The sequence below is a fragment of the Phycisphaerales bacterium genome (assembly GCA_016699835.1).
Classification (GTDB): Bacteria; Planctomycetota; Phycisphaerae; order Phycisphaerales; family UBA1924.
Map to the genome: position 1 here is coordinate 1,880,142 of CP064987.1, position 16,125 is coordinate 1,896,266.

General features: G+C 65.0%; 14 protein-coding genes. 3 read left to right on the forward strand and 11 right to left on the reverse strand.

Annotated features, from left to right (window positions below; translation table 11 throughout):
* The first annotated feature begins 105 nt into the window (after positions 1–105).
* The gene (locus IPK69_07855) at positions 106–1,611 is read left to right on the forward strand and encodes a CPBP family intramembrane metalloprotease (protein QQS07923.1); all 1,506 of its coding nucleotides are present in this window, start codon (positions 106–108) and stop codon (positions 1,609–1,611) included.
* 25 nt (positions 1,612–1,636) lie between these two features.
* Here the strand turns inward: IPK69_07855 and gatA are convergent, their stop codons facing one another.
* Together gatA and gatC are read right to left on the reverse strand one after the other, a co-directional pair.
* A complete protein-coding gene (gene gatA / locus IPK69_07860) occupies positions 1,637–3,121 on the reverse strand; it encodes an Asp-tRNA(Asn)/Glu-tRNA(Gln) amidotransferase subunit GatA (protein QQS07924.1) in 1,485 nt (494 codons plus the stop codon).
* Positions 3,118–3,474: an Asp-tRNA(Asn)/Glu-tRNA(Gln) amidotransferase subunit GatC gene (gatC, locus tag IPK69_07865; protein QQS07925.1), complete on the reverse strand. Its 357-nt coding sequence runs from the start codon at positions 3,472–3,474 to the stop codon at positions 3,118–3,120. Before gatC ends, gatA begins: the two co-directional genes overlap by 4 nt.
* Positions 3,475–4,021: 547 nt before the next feature.
* Between gatC and IPK69_07870 the strand changes: the two genes are divergently transcribed.
* On the forward strand, positions 4,022–4,303 hold the full coding sequence (locus tag IPK69_07870; protein QQS07926.1) for a hypothetical protein: 282 nt from the start codon (positions 4,022–4,024) through the stop codon (positions 4,301–4,303).
* A gap of 6 nt (positions 4,304–4,309) precedes the next feature.
* Here IPK69_07870 and IPK69_07875 read toward each other — a convergent pair whose 3' ends face one another.
* From IPK69_07875 to bamA, 7 genes are all read right to left on the reverse strand, one after another.
* Entirely contained in the window at positions 4,310–5,212 is a 903-nt protein-coding gene (locus IPK69_07875; protein ID QQS07927.1) for a hypothetical protein, read from the reverse strand.
* Positions 5,209–6,012 (reverse strand): prepilin-type N-terminal cleavage/methylation domain-containing protein, encoded by an 804-nt coding sequence (locus IPK69_07880; protein QQS07928.1) that lies wholly within the window; start codon positions 6,010–6,012, stop codon positions 5,209–5,211. The genes IPK69_07875 and IPK69_07880 overlap by 4 nt, the downstream gene beginning before the upstream one ends.
* A gap of 74 nt (positions 6,013–6,086) precedes the next feature.
* Positions 6,087–6,692 carry a hypothetical protein gene (locus IPK69_07885; protein QQS07929.1) on the reverse strand — a complete coding sequence of 202 codons (606 nt, stop codon included), beginning with the start codon at positions 6,690–6,692 and terminating at the stop codon, positions 6,087–6,089.
* Positions 6,693–6,896: 204 nt separating this feature from the next.
* Positions 6,897–7,820: a UDP-3-O-acyl-N-acetylglucosamine deacetylase gene (locus IPK69_07890; GenBank protein QQS07930.1), complete on the reverse strand. Its 924-nt coding sequence runs from the start codon at positions 7,818–7,820 to the stop codon at positions 6,897–6,899.
* A complete protein-coding gene (gene lpxD, locus IPK69_07895; GenBank protein ID QQS07931.1) occupies positions 7,817–8,935 on the reverse strand; it encodes a UDP-3-O-(3-hydroxymyristoyl)glucosamine N-acyltransferase in 1,119 nt (372 codons plus the stop codon). Before lpxD ends, IPK69_07890 begins: the two co-directional genes overlap by 4 nt.
* 21 nt (positions 8,936–8,956) lie before the next feature.
* Positions 8,957–9,592 (reverse strand): OmpH family outer membrane protein, encoded by a 636-nt coding sequence (locus tag IPK69_07900; GenBank protein ID QQS07932.1) that lies wholly within the window; start codon positions 9,590–9,592, stop codon positions 8,957–8,959.
* 88 nt (positions 9,593–9,680) lie between these two features.
* On the reverse strand, positions 9,681–12,119 hold the full coding sequence (gene bamA, locus IPK69_07905; protein ID QQS07933.1) for an outer membrane protein assembly factor BamA: 2,439 nt from the start codon (positions 12,117–12,119) through the stop codon (positions 9,681–9,683).
* Between the two features lie 310 nt (positions 12,120–12,429).
* Between bamA and IPK69_07910 the strand changes: the two genes are divergently transcribed.
* Positions 12,430–12,852, forward strand: coding sequence for a hypothetical protein (locus IPK69_07910; GenBank protein ID QQS07934.1), 423 nt, complete (start codon positions 12,430–12,432; stop codon positions 12,850–12,852).
* Here IPK69_07910 and IPK69_07915 read toward each other — a convergent pair.
* Both IPK69_07915 and lpdA read right to left on the reverse strand, forming a co-directional pair.
* Positions 12,836–14,380 carry a PKD domain-containing protein gene (locus IPK69_07915; GenBank protein ID QQS07935.1) on the reverse strand — a complete coding sequence of 515 codons (1,545 nt, stop codon included), beginning with the start codon at positions 14,378–14,380 and terminating at the stop codon, positions 12,836–12,838. The genes IPK69_07910 and IPK69_07915 overlap by 17 nt on opposite strands.
* Positions 14,381–14,546: 166 nt before the next feature.
* Positions 14,547–16,106 (reverse strand): dihydrolipoyl dehydrogenase, encoded by a 1,560-nt coding sequence (gene lpdA, locus IPK69_07920; protein ID QQS07936.1) that lies wholly within the window; start codon positions 16,104–16,106, stop codon positions 14,547–14,549.
* Positions 16,107–16,125: the final 19 nt, after the last annotated feature.

Here is a 16,125-nt window from a genome sequence, read left to right on the forward strand (position 1 = left end):
GCCCGGCCACACCATCCAGTGTGGGGGCAGACATTAGCAGGGTGAAGACTTTCCTTCCAGCCGCCGCCGCCGATCCACCCCAAAACGCCGATACGCTCTCCACAAATGCTCCCGCCCGACCCCAACGCCAACCCGGACCAAAACCAAACACAGAACCCCTATCAGGTCACGCCGCCGACTATTCCAGGCCCGATGGGCATGCCCGGCGGCAATCCGCCAATCCGCCGAGAACGCGATGTGCCCGATCGTCGCTCGCTCCTGCCGCTCCCAGTCCTCTGGACCGTCGCGGCCGTGCTCGTCCTCACGATCTTCGGGATCCAGCAGGCGCCAAACTTCATCTCGCCCCCGCCGCCGGCCCCAGGCGCCACTGAGGAGATCGCGCCGCCGGACATCCAGTTCGAACTCACCGCGAAACTCGTCGTGAAGATGCACGGCGACTTTGGGTCCATGGCCGGGAGCATCGCCGACCTCGAGAAGGCGGCCAAGGAAAAGAACAAGGGCGCTCTCGCGCCGGTGGACGCCCTGCGACTTGCCGCCGTCGCCAATCAGTTCGGCGACTCTCCCGACCAATACCTCGAACTCGCCCGCGAGTCCGAGGACACCCAGGTGCTCGAGGACGCCGACCTCGTCGAGGCCGCACTCAATGGCAAAGCACTCACCCCCGAGCAAGCAGAGGGCCTGAAAGACCGACACGGCTACTTCGGCGAACTCGCCGCGATCCAACCCCTCCCCAAATCTGACTCTGTGAGACAATCACTCACGACAGGCGGCACACCGATCATCATCTTCTTCATCGCCGTCGGCCTGTTCCTGCTCCTCATCGCCCTCGCCTCGCTCGTCTGCTTCCTGTATGTCATCATCAACTGGAGCAAGGCCGAGCGCTCCTTCCGATTCGCCCCGCCCCAACCCGGCGGCGGGATCTACCTCGAAACCTTCGTCGTCTTCCTCATGTCCTTCCTGGGCATGCTCGCCATCTCGTCGATCGCGGCGAAGTTCATGGGACCGTCGAGCGCTGCCGTCCTCAGCCTCGTGCTCCAGTGGGGCGTCCTCCTCACGATTTTCTGGCCCCTCGCCCGCGGCGTGCACGCCAAAGACTGGCGCGCCCAGGTCGGCTGGCACACGGGCGAAGGAGTGGCCCGCGAGATCGTCATGGGACTCTTCGGCTATCTCGCCGGACTCCCACTCCTCGCCGGTGCCCTCATCGTGACGCTCATTCTCACGCTCATCGTCCAGCAGTTTCTCCCCGAAGGGGCCGGCGCCAACAAGATCGCCGACCTCATCGGTGCCGGCGGCCCACTCGAACTCGTCCTCCTCTTCGTCCTCGCCACCGTCTGGGCGCCCATCGTCGAGGAAACCATCTTCCGAGGCGGCGTCTTCCGCCATTTCCGAGGGCGCCTCGGCATGGTTGGCGCCGCCTTCCTCACCGCGTTCCTCTTCGGCGTGATGCACGGCTACGCCTTCTTCGCCCTCGCCCCCGTCATCAGCATCGGACTCATCTTCTCCTTCATACGCGAGTGGCGAGGCTCGATCATCGGACCCGTCGTCGCCCACGCCCTCCACAACGCCACCACACTCGGCATCGTCATCACCATGTTCACGCTGCTGAAATAAGGCGTCTCGTCGTCCCAGACCGGGATCATGCGCCAAGTGCCGCGTGGATCGGCGCCCGACCAACACCCGGCACAAGCCGCTCCACCATCGCCGCACACCGCAGCACGCGTGCATCCTCGAACACCGGCCCCACGAGTTGCACACCAACAGGAAGTCGCGTGCCGCCCACATCCGCCAACCCCGCCGGTACACCGATCGCCGGCAGTCCCGCGAGATTCACGCCGACCGTGTACACATCCTCAAGATACAGCGTCACCGGGTCGGTCGTCTTTTCCCCGAGTCTGAACGCGGGCGTCGGGGCCGTGGGCATGATCAAGCAGTCACACCCGCGGGCAAACGCGGCATTGAAATCCTCCATGATCTTCCGCCGGGCCTTCAGTGCCGTCGCGTAGTACGCGTCGTAGTACCCCGAACTCAGAACATGAGTCCCGAGCATGATGCGGCGTTTCACCTCGTCGCCCAGCCCCTCGCTCCGCGACCGCGCATAGAGCGTGTCGAGGCCCTCGCCCTCGCGGATCTCGGCCCGCATGCCGAATCGGATGCCGTCGTATCGCGCCAGGTTCGAACTCGCCTCGGCACAGCACACGATGTAGTACGCCGCGATCCCCGCGTCGGTCATCGGGAGGTTCACATCGACGATGGTCGCGCCCGCATCGCGAAGCCGCGCGACGGTCTCGTCGAAGACCCGTGCCACCTCGGGGTGGTTCGCGCCCGACCGCGCTTCGCGCGGCACACCAATCGTCCAAGTCGAAGCCGTCTCGTTCGAGCCGCGCACCACCTCTGCAAATCTCTCAACCTCGCGCGTGGAACACGTTGAGTCGTTCTCATCTCCGCCGGCTATCGCCTCGAGCACAAGCGCCGCATCGCGCACGTCCTTCGTGATCGGCCCGATCTGATCGAGACTGCTCGCGAACGCGACCAGCCCGAATCGGCTCACACGCCCATACGTCGGCTTGAATCCGACAACGCCGCACATCGACGCGGGCTGGCGGATCGAGCCGCCCGTGTCGCTCCCCAGCGCGACGGGCACCACGCCCGCCGCGACGAGCGCCGCCGACCCACCCGACGACCCACCCGGCACGCGCGACACGTCCCACGGATTCCGCGTCGCGTGGAACGCCGAGTGCTCCGTCGAGGATCCCATCGCGAACTCGTCGAGATTGCTCTTACAGATCGGGACGCACCCCGCACGAAGCAAACGCGTCACCACCGTCGCGTCAAACGGCGAGCGATACTCCTCGAGCATGCGGCTCGCACACGTCGTCCTGCCGATCGCCGTGCAGATGTTGTCCTTGATCGCGATCGGCACACCCGCGAGCGGCATCGACTCGCCACGCCGGAGTCGCGCGTCGACCTCGTCGGCGATCCGGAATGCTTCCTTCGCGAGCGTCTGTGTCGTCGCCCGGATCTTCGGCTCGACGTGCGCGAGGCGCGCAAGAGCCCCCTCGGCCTCGGCCCTCGCCGTGGTCTCGCCCCGCCGCACGCGCTCAGCAAGATCGAACACGTTCACGCGCCACCACCCTCGCCGCCGCCAAGCACCTTGGGGACCTTGAGGAACGCGTCGTGCATCGCCGGGGCGATCTTCGAGAGCGCGGCCGAATCAAGAAGCAAACCCGGCGGGGCCGCGGCATCATCTTCCCGCGTGCGGGCGTCCTCACCCGCGACATGCGTCAGCGGCTCCACGCCCGACAGATCGAGCCGCTGCAAACGCGCCATCAGCGCCAGAACCGATGCCAGATCCCGCCCGTATCGTTCGGCGTCGGCGTCTGTGAGTTCGAGCCGCGCAAGCCGCGCGACCTTGCGAACCTCGTCGATCGACAGCGGCGCCGCGGCATGAGATTGTGGATCGGCCGGATCGGACATGACCGAGTGTACGAGTGGGGCGATGGCGATGGAGTCGGGCACAACATCCAACGGCACAGTGAAAACGAAGTCAACAAATCGACTCCGAGGAGCATCTCGGACGTTTGTATCAGTATTGGCGCGCCCTTCAGTAGCGCTTCTTCTGTTCGGGCTCCTGATCGCAGACACACTCTGGCTGATCAGTGTTTCGAATCAGACCTCATTCCCTAGAAGGTTCTTTGGTCTTGAGGGTTCTGTGAGGATCAATGTTGATCCACTTTACGTCATAGCAGATGACGTTCGGTCAGAAGTCGTCGCACGCTCTGATGACTCTGCAGACTTGTTTCTCGGAGCGATTGATCCACCGTGGGGTCGTGGCTTTCATGTGTGGACTCAGACACAACCCCGCATCGCATGGTGTGTGTGGGGGAGACAGAACTCGATAGTGGTCGTTTCGCTCGATGGAGGCATGGAGCCGATCTCCGAAAAAACTCAAAGCAGAATCTACCACGCACTAGCTGTAGCAGATGGCGCGACAACAACCGAAGACATCAAACAGCACACACGCGTGCACACATCGCTTGATCTCGACGCCGGCGGCATTCTCCACAACGTCATTTCGCTTTCAACCCTCACACTCTTCCCCATATCCCTCACATGGATTCCAGCGGCCATCAGCCCAAGGCGCCGGCGACTCCGTCGCGGACAATGCCCCAAGTGCGCCTACACCCTCGCGGGCGTGCCCCGCGTCGGCACTGGCGTCCGCTGCCCGGAGTGTGGCACGACGTGGGACACCGTCGACTGGCGCGACGTGCGTCAGTTCGATTCGAACGCCAGCACAGCGGATTAACACGAACTACGAACCGCCGGTCTCGCCATCCTTTGGCGTAGTCGGTGTGGCTGGCGCCGGCGTCGGCGCGGGCTTGCCCGTCTCGATGTCCTCGCCCCGGAAGTGGCGCGACATGTCGCGGACCATCTGCGCGCCCCGATATCGCTGCTGGGGCGAGGCGCTCCCGCCGACCTTCCGGTCCATGAACTCGAAGAGCCGCCCGAGCGTCTCGCCGTCGGGCCGGGCGCTCGGGTCGCGCATCTGCTCGCGGTCGCGCTGGGCCTGGCGACGAGCGCGTTCGAGGCGCTTCTCGTCGGGCGTGTCGCGGACGCGCCCGCCCAGCGCCTCAAGCATCTTCTCAAAGTCGACGTACGCGTTCTCGAGGAACTTCGCGCGGTCCTCCTCGGGAACCTTGCCATAGTCCTTGGCCTTGTCGTCCCACGCGTCCACGACGAGCCGCGAGACGTTCTCTTCAAGTTGCGTGCGAGCCTGGCCCTTCAGTCCCGCCACGAACGCCGCCATCATTACCGAGTCGTTCGACGAAAGCCCCTTGAGGCGCGAGATGAGTTTGGAGAGAAGGTCCAGCCGCTCGCGCAGCGGCAGGTTGTTGAACTCGTTGGAGAGCAGCGTGTAGTCCAGCACCCCGGCCAGTTCGTCGTCGAGATAGTCGGGCGTGGGCCGCGGGCGCAACTCGATATACGCCCACACGCCGCCCCCCGCGAGCGTGAGCAAGGCGAGCACGCCACCGGCCCGCGCCACATTCTTCCGTCGCGTGGGCGACATCGAGCCCCACCATCGCGCCAGCGTCGCCCCCGCCGATTCTCGAGGGCGCTTCGCCGGCATGGAAACCGGCGCGTCACCAAGCCCGTCGAGAATGCTCCCGGCACGAGAACCAGAGGCCCCATTGCCGTCATTCGAGTGAACGCTCATCGCCCGTCTCCTCTCGCTCGCATCGAGCCACCCGGCAGCGGCGGCACGGTCTCCAATCCGCCGAATCGCACGACATCCTCAATGAGTCGAGTCCGCTCGTCGTCGGTGATGAAGAGCGCCTGGGCCGCGCTCCCGTCGCCGAAGTAGAGCGCGTTGCGGTTCCACCGGCTCTGCGTGTCGCCGCCCGTCCCCATGTCCTTGAATCGCGGGTTGTGCCAGTCGTCGGCATCAAACACAATCGGCAGCCGCGGCTGCGCCTCGAACGCCCGGGTCACGCCGTGCTGCACATTGGGCACCGTGAAGAGTTCCGCCGCGATCATGATGATCCCCGGGAAATACTCGTAACTGGTCCCGCTCGATTGCCACAACGGCTTGAAACTCGTCGCGGAATCGTGGGAGAAGAGATCGCTCGGGCAGCGATACGGCGCAAACGTCGTCCAATCCCCCATGCCGGTCGCCTGCACGGGCTTGGGCGCATCGATGTACTTTTCCATCACGTCGAGCAGCGACGGGTCGTTGGTGTTGGACCCCTCGTTGAGCGGGCGAACCTTGGGGAGCAATCCCTTGGACTCGGTCTGCAGGTACATCTGGAGTCCCTGTCCCATGGAGCGGAGGTTCACGAGGCACGAGGTTCGCCTCGCCGCCTCCTTCGCCTTCGCAAACGCCGGAAGCAACAGCCCGATGAGCAACGCAAGAATCGCGATGACGACGAGGAGTTCGATGAGCGTGAACGCGTCGCGTGCGCATCGCCTACGCCCGATGGCGGTGGGGGAGGTTGTCTTCGAGGTGAGTCGGGGCATGCGTGCCATCCTTCCACATCATCCATCGGCGTTGGCGAGCGAGCGGATTCGAAACCGAGCCGGGAATCTCCTGATCACCACGGGAACTTGAGCGCGACCGACCCGGCCTGAACCTGGTCCACGATCTGTTGGGCGACCGGCGTCTGGATCGTGCGTAGCGTCTGGGCGTTGGCCTTCACGCTTGTCTTGAGTTGCTCGTCGTCACGCATCGCGACCTCAAGACTCTTGGCGATCGACGCCAGCCCCGCCTTGAGTTGCCGCGCGCGGAGCACCGCCGCGACCAACGCCGCACCCAGCGCCACAGGCACTCGCCACGGCGTCGGCAGCACGCTCGAAATCGTTCCGGTCAGGGTGCCCACCATCCCCTCCGTTTCCGTCGGATTGTTGGCGTTCCCCAGCGCCCGATCGACCTGCTCGATCGCCGCCGACAGTGTCTGGGCGGCATCGTCCACGCTCTTGAGTTGCGCGTCAAGACCAGGTCGAGCAGGATCGTCGATGGGAAGTTGGGCAAGCACGCCGCGAATCTGTGTGCCCTCCTGGGCCAGTTGTTCCCGGACGTGGGCGGCCTGATCACGCAGTTCCAGCACGCGCCCCGTGTCCGTGCACGCGGGGAGGAACAACAGCCACACCGACGACACCACCATCACGAGCAACGCCAGTTCCGGGTTCCGTGTCTTCATCGCGTCAATCCTTTCGTGTCGCGCGGGCACACGCACCGATTCCGACAAACCGTTGTCGGGCATGGCACGATGCCGCGGAGCATCACGCTACCGCGTGCCGCGGCAAACACAAGAGGGCGCACGAGAACCGACGCGAACGAGCGCGCAACAACGATCAACGCGCAACGGATCGCGCGCAAAGGCGACGATCGATCGTCGTAACAACTACACCTCGCCGACGGTCTTCAGCAACTCGCGCACGAGGATGTGCGTCAGCGCGTGCCCCGACCGACGTGCCTCGACGCGTGCAAGAAGGGGCATACCCAGGAGCGCAAGATCACCCACAAGGTCCAGGAGTTTGTGCCGGGCAGGCTCGTTGTCGAAACGCAGCGCGTTGTCGATCGGCGTGCCGGTCGAGTCGAGCACGAGCAGGTCGCGGGGGGAGACATGCGTGAACAGGCCTCGTGACTGCAGCGCCCGCGCCTCGGGCTCAAGACTAAACGTCCGGGCCGGGGCGACGTCGCGGACGAACGCGTCGGCATCGCCCTCCCACACAGCCAGCGAGGTCGTCGGTACTCCCGCGATCGGAAGGACGAGTTCATAGGAGGCGTGCAGCCCGGTCGTCAAAGGTGTTCCGTGGGGCGTCGCAACAATCGAGGCACCGCTCGCCGCGTCCTCAACCCGCACTTCTCGATCAAGACGCAGCGCTTGTCCAAAGCCAACGTCCAAAGAGAGGTCAATCAGCCCCGCGCAACGGATCGCCTCGACGAACGCGACTGCCGAGCCGTCGAGGATGGGGATCTCTGGACCATCCACACGGACGATCGCGTCGGTGACGCCAAGCCCGGCAAGAGCCGCGAGCACGTGCTCCACGGTGGTCACGCCCGCGCGATCCCGGGCAAGGGTCGTGTTGCGAGCGGGCACACCCAACGGCATATGGGCGAGGGCCGCGTCCGAAGTCTGGTGGGCCACGTTCGCCACGATCTCGCCCATGACGGTCAGGAATCGCAGGCCTTGCGACACAGGCCCATCACGGGGCGTCGCCGACGGCTCGAGTGTGATGGCGCACGCCTTTCCCGAGAACAGCCCGACACCCTCGATTCGCCCGGTCGGCCTCGCAAGAGTTCGTCGAGGGTGCGCCACGATCATGCGGGACCGCCATCGGATTTTCCATCGCGAGACTTGCCGCGAACGAGTTTGCGGATCTCCGCAAGGGACTCGGCGAGGCGACCGAGCTCGATGTAGTTCCGCCGCCACTCCTTGATCGGACCCGCGGGAATGCCCATGTACGTCCCGCCCGCTTCGAGATCACCCGCGACGCCCGAGTGCGCGCCGATCTTTGCGCCGGCGCCGATCTCGATATTGTCCGCGATGCCCGAGAGCCCGCCGATCACGCAACCATCGCCGAGGACGGCCGAGCCGGCAATTCCGACATTCCCACAGACGATGCAGTGCCTCCCGATGCGGCAGTTGTGGGCAATCTGAGTGAGATTGTCGATCTTCGTCCCGTCGCCGATGGTCGTGGACCCGAACTTCGCACGATCGACGCACGAGTTCGCGCCGATCTCGACGTCGTGCCCAAGGACTACGTTGCCGATGTGCGGGAGGCGCTCGGCCCCTTTCTTCGTCGGTCGGAACCCGAAGCCCTGCGATCCCACGACACACCCTTCGTGGAGGATGCACCGCTCGCCGACCTCACAGCGCTCCATGACCTTCGCCCCGACGTGCAGCGTGGTCTGCTCACCGATCGACGCGTCCATGCCCACAAACGCGTGGGCGCGAAGCGTGACGCCTCGCGCGAGGCGCGCACCCGCCTCAACGACACAGAAGGGACCGATGGACACATCCTCGTCGATCGTCGCCAGGGGATCGACGCTCGCGCTCGGGTGCACACCGACACGTCGCGGCGGCGACGCCGGCATCAGCAGCCCCAGCACAATCGACGCCGCGTGATCGACATCGTCCACAAGCACCACACCACGCCGATTGTCACGCGGAACACTCGCTCCAAGATCACTCGGCACGATCGCCGCAGCCGCAGCCACATCACTCGTCGCCTCGAGCCACGCCTGCAGAAACTTCGGCGAGCGGACAAACGTGATGCCCCCGGCCCCGGCCTCGTGGGCCGCGTCGAAGCGTTCGACCACCATGTCCAAGGCGCCGTCGACCTCAACGCGAAGCCCCGCCGACCGCAGCGCCCCGACGATCCTCTCGATCGTCAGGGGCGTGCGTGTACGACACGAATCGGGCGTTGGGGCAGGCATGGTCCCGCGTCGGCCTCCCGATCACTTGCCCGCGGCATAGTTGTTGTTCATGCGCGTCGTCAGCGCATCGGTGATGTCCAACCGCTCCGAGACAAAGAGCATCGAGCGGTCCTTGATGATCGAGTTGTACTCGCCGTTGGTGCGGTTCGGAGGGAGCTTGATCTTTGACGTGTCGATCATGATCAGGTCAAACCCTTCGGCCTGGGCGAACTTCACGATCTCCGCGTTCACCTTCTCGTACAACTCGCGGATCACCTCGCCGCTCTCAACATCAGACCGACGCCGATAGAGCGCGACCTTCACCTTGAGCTGCTCGTTCTCCTCGTACAACTCCTGCTCGAGTTGGCGATGCTGATCGACCTGGTCATTGGGGAGTTCCGTGAGGCGCTTCGCCTTCACCTTGAGCGCCTCTTCCTTGGTCTCAATCTCGGCCTTGCGTTGCTTGGCGATGCCGTCGAGTTTTCCGTTCTCGTCCTTGAGTTCCTTGAGATTCCCGAAGAGTTTCTCCATGTCCACCACACCCACGACGGCCGGGGCGATCGATGCCTCACGTTTCGTCGCCGAGGCGCTGTGGATCTGAACACCCGCCAACGTCACCAGCGCAAGCGCCACGGCGAGAACGGTCGGCGAACGGAAGAGCGAACGAGTCTGGGTCATGATGATCTCCTGGTGCATTCTCCAGGCCTCTCGCCTGGTGCCGCCCGCGAGCAGGGGGGCGGCGTCTCCATGGGTCAATGATAGCGATTCAGCGGAACGGAACATCGACCGTGAACGTCAAGAGACGCTCGCGATCGCCCTCCTCCTTCAGGATCGGAAAGCCGAAATCGAACGCGAGCGGCACAGGGGAGAGCGGCGTGATCAGGCGGATCCCGAACCCCACCGAGGCGCGATAGTTGTCGAACGTGACATCGTTGTTCACCGTCCCCGTGTCCGCGAACAGAACCACAAGGAACTGGTCGGCGATGATGGGCTGTTGGAACTCGACGCCCGCCGAGAACTGGAAGGTCCCTCCGATCGGGTCTGAACTCGGAAGTCCGTTGTCGTTGCGTACGCCCCGGGGTGAGATGCCCCGCACCCCGAAACCGCGGAACGACTCACCGCCCAGGTAGTACCTCGAGTAGAACGGCACCTCGTCCGGGCTTTGCGGGATGTATCGAGAACCGATGTTGAACGCGAGCGTGCTGCGGTTGCCGAGGATGTCCTCATTCACCGGGACGATCAGACCGTAACTCGCGTTGAACGCGCTGTAGGTGAAATCACCCCCCAGCGCACCGATCTGCTCGACGCCCAGCGTGATCTTCGTCCCCTGCGTCGGGAGGATCGGTCGGTCGGTCGTCGTGCGCGTGATGCTGGCGCCGAGCGACGTCTGGAATGTCTCGTCGCCCACGGCAAAGTAATCGGTCGGCGCGCTCGCCTCGATCTGGTCCAGCGCGACCGACTGAAGGCCGAGCGTCGCGCTCCCGTTCCATCGCGAGCCGAATCGCCGACCCACGCTCAGTTCGGTCCCATAGCGAATGTCGTCGTACTCGCGGTACACGCGCCGGCGAGCATAGAGAGAGATGCCCCCGGAATAATCCGAGTCAAAGAGCGACGGCTCGCCAAGCGAGATCGAGAACGACTGCACGCGATCGCCCGGCGAGACCTCGACGCTAAACGTCTGCCCGCCGCCGCGGAACCCGCGCCCGCCAAAGTACTCCGAGAACGAACTCGGCCAGTCGAGAATGTCGAAGTTGCGCTGCTGGATGCTGAACCGGGCGGCCAGACCACCGTCCGATCCCACCGTCCCGCCGAACGCGATGCTCCCCGTGTTCGTCTCCTTGATCTCCACGAGCACATCGCGATACCAGGGCTCGTCTGCCGTCTCGGGCTGGATCGTCAGGCGCGGCCTGTCCTTGGGATTGTCCGTCGCAAAGAGCCGAGACCGCTCGAGCCGTCGGCGCGATTCCTCCACCGCCGACATGTCCAGCGGGCGATCCGGCTGGATCGTGACGTCCTTGCGGATCACCGAGTCCTGCGTGATGTCATTCCCCTGAATCGTGACAACGCCCGCCCGGAACCGGCCCCCCTCGCGGACAAGCAGCAGCAGATCCACCACGGGCCTGTCCGAATCTCGAATCTCGCGGACGTTGATCTGCGCGTCCACCCACCCCATCTTCCCATACGCCTCGGCCACTCTCTGGGCGCTCTCACGCACCGCCCGCTGCCCATACACGTCGCCGGGCTTCACCGACATCAGGCCCATCGCCTGCGCATCGCTGATCACCGGCGGCGCGTCCGACCCGGTCTCGATCTTCACCCCGCGAAGCGTGAACACCGGGCCCTCGTCGATCTCGAACGTCACGATCGCCTCGCGATTGTCGGGGCTGAGTTGCACGCTCCGATCGACGCGGGCGTCGAGATAACCCCGATCACGGTAATACTCAAGGATCGTGCCCACGTCCTCGTCGAGTTTCGTCTCGTTGAGCGTGGAACGCCGCAGGAGCGACCCCTCAACGGTCTTGAGTTCACGCAACAACTCGCGATCGAGGAAGGAGACATTCCCCCGGAATCGCACCGTGCGCACGTTGGTCCGTTGCCCCTCGCGCACGCGGAAGACCAGCGTCCCCGAGCGCTCGAGCGCAGGGATGTCGGCCGTCACCTGCGCGTTGAAATACCCCTCGTCAAGATACCGCTTCTCGATCGCGCGCGACGCGCGCTCGATGCGCGTGCCATCCACAGGCGTGCCCCGGAGCGAGCCGACACCCTCCAGCACCCCCGTGTCCGTCAGTACGCTGTTCCCCACGCACACCACATCCAGAATCACCGGCTGCAACACCATCGTGTACCGGAGTTCGACGCTCCCGTCGTCCAGCGGCACCACTCGCGTCTCGATCGTGCGGAACGGCCCAAGCCGCGTCAGAAGCCCGACATCGCTCGCCGAGACCGCCGTGGAATACGGCAGGCCCTCACGCAGCCGCAACTGGTTCCGCGCCAGACGATCGAGCGCGCCCTCCAGCGGAAACGCCGGCTCCTCGCTCGCCCCCGCCTTGGTCGCCAACAGGGACACACGCCGGACAGGCCGACCCTCAAACGGGCTCGCGCCCTCGACCACTCCTGCCCGGGCCGACGAAGGCCCGTTCGCCCCCGCCCCCGAATCCCCGGCCCCATTCTGAGCCAAGGCCGAGTTCGCCCCCGTGATCGTCACCACCAGACCAATGGCCGCGCACCACCCCCCACCCTTCCAGGCCCGAGCAGATCGCGAGGTTGGTGCACACTCACTCACGGGACGCAGACGATATCGCCATCCACCGCCAAACACCAACCGCGACCGAACACTTCCACGCCCACCCAACTTGCGGGATCACCGCCTTGATTCGACCCCCCCGAATCGGTATTCTCACCTCCCCAACCTACACCGAACCACGATCGGGCGTTTGTGTCGCCCGGCGCGTGGTGATTCGGGGAGTTGGTCGGCCGAGCGTGCGACTCGCCGCTCGTGTCGTCGGATGTGTGTCATGCCGAGTTGGATGCGTCGGGCAAGACGGGTTGGCATTGCCTTGGTCGCGCTTGCGTCCGTCGCTATCGGTCTGGCCGCGATGGGCTTCGCGCTCCGTCCCGATGTCGCACGCGAACTCCACACCTGGCGCCTCGCCTCGCTCCTCGGATTGATGCTGCTTCCCGCGGTCGTCTCCATCGTCTGGGGCATGGGACGGACCAACGCCACAAAGGTCTCCAGAGATCCCGCCGCCGCGGACACCAACGCCGAGGAATCCTCGGCCTCCCGAACCGTGACCATCGACGAGCCCGCGGTCGATCGATCAACACGGAACGCAGAGACGCCCGGGCGCCACGAGGACGAGACCTCGCCCGATCACGATGTCGATCGACACAACGACCGCACGCGATTCCCGGCCGGTCGCTCTAGCACCCCGCGTTGAATCGCGCCAGGTAGTACAAGAGATCGTCGATCGTGACCCCGCCGTCGGGCGTGCCCGTTCCCGACCCGTCGTCCACGTCGGCGCTCACCAGTCCCTGGTTGAAAATCGACAGGTAGTACAGCAAGTCGTCGATGGTCACCCCACCATCCGGCGTGCCCGTTCCCGTCCCATCGTCCACATCGGCCACACACACCGGCCCCCCCTGATTCACCACAATCGTCAGCGTGTCCGTGTCCATCCCGCCGAGGTTGTCGGTCACGGTCAGCGTCAGGTTGTGCGTCCCCACCGCAAACGCACCCTGATACAGCGCCGGCCCATCCTGCAGCACGAGCGCACCCTCCGTCCACGTGTACGTCGCGATGAACCCATCAGGGTCGGTGCTCGCCGACGCATCCACCGTGACCAGTTCCGTGCCGCTGTTGTCCGTGTCGGTCACGGTCTGATCATTCCCCGCGATCGCTGTCGGGAGTTGATTCACGGGTGCCGTGCAGCCCGGGAATCCCGACCCCGTGTTCGTGCCGCACACCGACCCAGGCCCCTTCCACGATCCGCCCGATGTTGTGCACGTCGATTGATCGGCGAGGAAGCACCCCGCCGTCCCGAAGCAGCACGCCCCAGTCGCCGGTGGACAGTTCGTCGGGTCCCACGTCGCCCGCATCACCCAATCACCACGCGGGCGGCATCCCGTCAGGCAAATGATGAACGTGCTGTCCGCTTGCAATCCGCTGAACCGCGTCCACCCACCATTCGGCGGGCATCCGGTCGCACCACAGTTGAGCGCAAAGAGCCAGTTCTCCGCGGGGAAGTTGAGGGCCCCGTATCCCGAGCCGCACCCGATCACCGTGTTGTCGGTGGTCGGGAAGGCGTTGCTCTCCGAGGGCGGCGCCGTGAAGCACGGGTTCGCCGTCTGGTTGTTGTGCTGATCGATCCGGAAGCCCACACTGAACGTGTGCTCCGTCGCGCCCGGCGGCAGGAAGATGAACACCTGATCCGGGTCCGCCGGATCGACCTGCGCCACCACGTTCACACCCTGCGTCCCAGGCTCCATCTGGATCGGTGGCAAAAGATCGTCCACCGAGTTGAACGACGCCACCAGCGTCCCTGTGCTCGGCAGCCCATCCCAGAACAGCACCGACCACTGCGTCGTCGTGTTCACCTGGGCATCCAACTGCGCGAAGATGCACTCCACCTGCGTCACCTTCAGAGGGAACATGCTCGCCGGAAGCGTGTACGAGACGGCCGCGATCTCGCCCTCCCCCATGCCCCCCTGCGCCGTGTACGTCCCACCCGAGAAACTCGCGCTCGTGTACGTCGAGATCTGCGGACACTCGCCGCGAGGCGTGATCATCCCCTGCTGCGCCTGCTGATCGTGCGAGAGCCGAACTCGCATCGTCTTGATCGCCGCGTTCTCGATCAAGAGTTCGTTGAGACGCGACTCGCTCGCCGGCTCCTCGGCCCATGCCGACGCCGCCAGCCCGCAAACCATCCCAAAGCACAGAGCGCCGATTCCCAGGGCACGAGTCTTCATCACGCGTTCTCCATCAATGCAAACAACAAGCGATAGCATGTGTCGGATCCCGAACCCCACCCTATTCGCGGCCCGACGCTCGCAGTATCAATGAAAATGGGCGACCCCGCAAGGGAAAATCGCCCAAAGTACACATTCTGTTTGGGGTTTCAAGTCCCAATCCGGCCTACATATGGATCGCTCGCCCCTCCGACGCCAAGGCCGCCTCGTGGATCCCCTCGTGCATCGTCGGGTGCGCGTGCACCGTGCAGATGAGTTCCTCGGTCGTCGCCTCCAGCCGCCGCGCCAGCGACATCTCCGCAATCAACTCCGTCGCCTGGTCGCCCATGATGTGCGCCCCCAGGATCTCGCCCCGAGGCAGCCCGCGGATGATCTTCACGAACCCCTCGGTATGGGCCGCCGCGATCGCCTTGCCGTGCGACATGAAGGGATACTTCCCGACCTCGTAATCCTGCCCCTTCTTGAGGCCCTGCTCGATGAGTTTCTGCTCCGTGGCCCCGACGCTCGCGACCTGGGGCAGGCAATACGTGCACCCCGGGATCACCGAGTAGTCCATCGGGATCGGCTCGTGATCGAGTTTCTTCTCGCGCCACGCGAGCCGCTCGACGCACAGGATCGCCTCCTCGCTCGCCACGTGCGCGAGCCACGGTGGCCCGATCACGTCGCCCACCGCATACACGCCCGGAATGTTCGACCGATAGTCAATCGCCTCGTCTTTGGTCACGCCGGGCTTGAAGTCCGTCACGATGTGGTCACGCTCGATCTTGAGCCCGAGCGACGCGTCGCACAACCCATCGGTCCGCCCCTTGACGCCGATCGCGACAAGCACGCGGTCGGCCTCGAGCGTCTCCTTCTTGCTCTCATCGGGCTTGCCATTGACGACCGGCGCGACCGTGACCTTCACACCCGAGCCTGTTTTCTCGACGCTCGTCGTCGTTGTGCCGGTTCGGATGTCCATCCCCGCCTTCTTGAAGTGCTTGCCCATCGCGTCGCCGACCTCGCGGTCCTCGATCGGCAGGATCCGGTCGAGCATCTCGACGACCGTCACCTTCGACCCCATCGAGTGATAGAAGTACGCGAACTCCATCCCGATCGCCCCCGCGCCGATCACGATGAGCCGCTTGGGCATCGCCTTGTTGAACATCGCCTCGCGCGCGCCCCAGACCTTGTCGCCATCGAATCGCGCGAACGGCAGGTCCCGCGCCACCGAGCCCGTCGCCACGATCACATGGTCACACGTGATCGTCTCGATCTTCTTCCCGGGTGTCGCCGGCGCGCTCGTCAACTCTTCCTTGACCGCGCACTCCTGGATCTCAACGCGGCACGTCTGCCCGGGCATCTCCTTCCCGTTCGCCGGCCCGCGCCCGCCAAGCAGTTTCGCGTTCCCCTGGATGTGCGTGATCTTGTTCTTGTTGAAGAGGAACCCGATCCCCTTGTTCAACTTCGACGCCACGTCCCGGCTTCGACCGATCACCGCGTCCCAGTCGAACGACACCTCGCCGTTGATCTTCAGCCCCCAGAAGTCACGCTTCGTGAGTTTCTCGAAGAGTTCCGCGTTGGAGAGCAGCGCCTTGCTCGGGATGCATCCCCAGTTCAGGCACACGCCCCCGAGTTTCGCGCGCTCCACGCACGCGACCTTGTACCCCAGTTGGGCCGCCCGAATCGCCCCGACATAGCCCGCCGGCCCGCCCCCGATAACCACAACGTCGAAATGCCGATCTGCCACGCGTGTCCCTCGCAATCTG